Origin of the sequence: uncultured Anaerovibrio sp. (genome assembly GCF_947302755.1) — a bacterium.
Taxonomy (GTDB): domain Bacteria; phylum Bacillota; class Negativicutes; order Selenomonadales; family Selenomonadaceae; genus Anaerovibrio.
The window spans coordinates 1-3,769 of the sequence record NZ_CAMYWM010000186.1; the positions used below are offsets into that span (position 1 = coordinate 1).

Here is a 3,769-nt window from a genome sequence, read left to right on the forward strand (position 1 = left end):
CTCTGTCGTGTGAAAGCAAATATCCCCGGCCATTCCCCCTTCAGGAACACCTCATCCGTCAGCCTAAAAGGCTGACACCGACGCGAAGCTAGTCCTGAAAGGGCTTCCCTCCCCTACGAGACTAACTCATTGCATTCGCGTCGCAAGGGGAAGGCTTAATTCCGAATTACGCATTCCGAATTAATTGCAAGGGGGGAAGGCTTAATACCGAATTACGCACTCCGCATTCCGCATTAATCTTAATTTCGCATTCCGCATTCCAAATTAACTACTTGTGGCTATTTTCTTTGGGTATATTTTAATTTTATTTTAATGTTTATTTACCGTTTATTATGTGCTAATTTAATATTTATTTAGTTTTAATTATACTTTTATTTAATGTTTTTTATCTTAAAAACATTCGTTTATCTTATCTGTCAGGCTTGAATTCCAGATTGTGTCTGATACCCCAATCAATAACCGCATCCTTTATTTCACTGGTAAGTATATGGTTATGATCCCCCAGGGCCTGGGTGATTATTCCCTTTGCCACCTCGATACAGGCTACAGGAGCTCCCTCCTTTTCCAAATAATAGATAATACAATCACGTCGCTGCATTTTTTCCGTATAGAGATAGAACACACAATTATGGAATTTTTCTGAAAGCTCAAAGAGCTCCCGGCCGCTTCTGGCCACCTTGAACCGGCCCTGGGGTGTATCCTCTTCCTTCAGCAGGTCCCCCTTGGTGAGGACAAATTCTATATTCATATAGTCCTTCTTTTTAGCCTCCTTTGACCGACGATATTCTTCATTCAGGGCGGCCTGTTGGCGTCTTACTTCAGCCATCCACAAATTGTGGGTCTCTTCGGAAAACCCGGTCCGATATATTCCCTGGATAAACTCCCTGTTCAATTCATCCTTGGTATAGCTTTGAAACCACATACGGAGACAGTCCACCACCTGATAGCTGTCACACTTTAGAGCATCCCTTAATATTTCCGCACAGCGATGGGGCTCCCATTTTTCAAATAACCATTTTACCAGCAGCTGCCAGCCCACATACCTTGGGTCATATTCCTGTTTTATCTCTTCACTCTGCTCCTGCCACCAATAATTTATCTGATAAACATCGATTCCTCCCCACCAATACCAAAGGGTACTGCCCTGCCTCCGATATAAATTACCTGACCGGTCAATTCCGTATTTTTCCAGTCCATTGCCCATCAAGACCTGTAAATCAAAAAATACAGGCCAAAGATTTTGGTCCTGAATGCCAATCTTCATTAAAAAGAAGCAAAGCAACAAAACCCGTCCATTCTCCCGATAAGCCCGTTGGAGGCCTTTGCTTTTGGGCAGCTTAAGGTAATCACAAATCAATGAAAAATTGGTGTCATTGGAACGGGTTACCTGTCTGGCAAAATCATAGCCCAGCATGTCCACATACCAGCCCACATTTGCATCCAAGGGATATAATGTAAAATATTTTAGCAGACGGGCACCGGGAATATTACCCGGCACCGAGGGAGTAAAGCCAAATTCCTCCTGAGAGCATTCCTTTAAAAATGTCATCACCCTATCAACAACTATTCGGGGAATTTCCACGGAAAAATCAAAGCCCTCATCTGTCCAATCATATTTATAGTTAAAAAAGCTGCCACCGGATTCCACCTGGTCTGACTTGGAGGGAATGGCTGAATACTGCCATTTGCCATAATCCAGCCGCAGGGAATACTGTTTACTCCCCCTGGTATGGAGCTGGACTCCTTCACGGCTGGCCATAACCGTAAACACATCCACCAGCACTATTGCTGTTTTTTGCGGCTTATACAGCTGGATACGCCACCTGCCCGCCGCCTTTTTATATATACAGCTGTATCTGTTGCTGAAATCCTGTACATCTGCATAAGCAAGTAGGGATTTTCCTGATTTTCCGGCCTTATTTTCACCTGTGCTTCCATTACTCATTTGGTCCGTAATAATAGTAATGCCGAACTCTTCAATATCCTCCTGCACCCATGGGTCCAGGCATTCTATCCACTGTCTGCTTTTACCATCAAATATATAATATACCTGCTCCACAGCCTTTCCCCCTATAACGAGCTTTAAGATGTCCCCCACCTCTTTAGGTGGGGTAAACAAACTACAACAGCTGGCGAACATATCTCCCAGTGCGGACGTATCAAAGCAGCAACGATGCTTTGTTAATACGTCCCATGCGAAAGTGTCCTACAAAGCAAGACAATAGTCGAAGCTGAGTAGCTGACACTGACCGCCTCGTTGAAACGCTAATTGGAAGATTTTTCTTCTAAAGAAGAAAAATTTGAACAATGGCGTTATAAGATAAAACGCACCTCAATTGAAGTGCGTTATAATAACATTAATTAAATACTATTTTGACTTTTAAAAATCATTAAAATACCTTTTAAAAACATTTTTTATGTTTTTAAAAAATATTATTTTAGTGCTTTTCAATCATTATTTTAGTATTGTATAAATATTACCTTGGCATATTATCTTACAAAATTGGTCTTTTCCCAGGCTTCCTTTTCCGGCAGGCCAAAGTGTTCTTTTCCAAGGGCAATACTCTTCATCAGGAAAATCATATTGCGGGCTAATGTGCGCATGGTCTGAAGTCCTTCACCATCCTGCTCCGCCTCTCCCGGTGCTGCACCATGAATGCTGTTCCAATACTGACTGGTGGCAATGGGCATACCGGAAATACCAAAATATTTATTGAGGGCATCATAGGTGGCAGACAAGCCGCCACGACGAGCCACGGCCACACTAGCCCCCACCTTCATGGTTTTATCAAACCTGCTGCTCATAAACAGCCGATCAAGGAAGGATAATACCGTACCGTTAGGGGAGGCGTAATAAACCGGGGAAGCCACCACAAGGCCATCACATTTCTCAAAGAGTCTGGATGTCTTATTTACCTCGTCATCAAAAACGCATTGCAGCTTCTCTGCACAGGAATAACAGCCAACGCAGCCCCTGATAGGCTTATTTCCGATATGGACTACCTCAACCTCAACGCCATCAGCCTCAAAAAGCTTCTTCATCTCATTTATGGCAACTGCCGTGTTACCATTGGCCTTTGGACTGCCATTAATTACCAAAACCTTCATAAAAAACTCCTCCTAATAAGCAGCCTCACACATACACACAGGCTGCATTTTATTCAATGAAATTAATTTTTTCCAACCCTAGTAAGAATTTTTTCTTATCCACGCCGCCGGAATAACCGGTTATGGCCCCATCTGCACCTAAAACCCGATGACAGGGCACTATAACGGGAATAGGATTACTGCCTACAGCACCGCCCACGGCCTGGGCAGAAGCCCTCCTGCCCCGCTTTTCCCCCACCAGTCGGGCAATTTCACCATATGTCATGGTCTGCCCATAGGGAATTTGCTTAATAACGTTCCACACCTCCATACGAAAGTCTGTGCCAGCCATGGACAAAGGAGGCATAAAATCCGGATTACCACCGTTAAAATAAATGCTTAACCATAATTTTGCATCCTGTATAACAGGTACATCATCGTTAAATTCAATATCCCCAATATTCACCGGAAGCTGATTGCCCTCTTCCCGTTCAAAGATAATATGGGTCAGCCCATTATCATGGGCCAAAATATAAAGCTTACCCAAAGGTGAATCATAATAGGACATGTACTGCACCGTGGCCATCACCCCCGATCCGACGTAAAAAAATCCCGCGATTACTAATATTACTCAACTTTCCCAGCATAAATTCTGGAACAATCCCTTAATATACCTGCTCTG

The 3,769-nt window shown here is 43.4% G+C and carries 3 protein-coding genes; all 3 read right to left on the bottom strand.

Annotated features, from left to right (window positions below; genetic code table 11):
• Positions 1-409 precede the first annotated feature (409 nt).
• The 3 genes from Q0Y54_RS12180 to Q0Y54_RS12190 all read right to left on the bottom strand — a co-directional run bounded on the left by Q0Y54_RS12180 (position 410) and on the right by Q0Y54_RS12190 (position 3,673).
• The gene (locus Q0Y54_RS12180) at positions 410-2,059 is read right to left on the bottom strand and encodes a PcfJ domain-containing protein (protein ID WP_297968422.1); all 1,650 of its coding nucleotides are present in this window, start codon (positions 2,057-2,059) and stop codon (positions 410-412) included.
• A gap of 431 nt (positions 2,060-2,490) precedes the next feature.
• A complete protein-coding gene (locus Q0Y54_RS12185; RefSeq protein WP_297968424.1) occupies positions 2,491-3,108 on the bottom strand; it encodes a flavodoxin family protein in 618 nt (205 codons plus the stop codon).
• A gap of 49 nt (positions 3,109-3,157) precedes the next feature.
• Positions 3,158-3,673 carry a methylated-DNA--[protein]-cysteine S-methyltransferase gene (locus Q0Y54_RS12190; RefSeq protein WP_366072782.1) on the bottom strand — a complete coding sequence of 172 codons (516 nt, stop codon included), beginning with the start codon at positions 3,671-3,673 and terminating at the stop codon, positions 3,158-3,160.
• Positions 3,674-3,769: the final 96 nt, after the last annotated feature.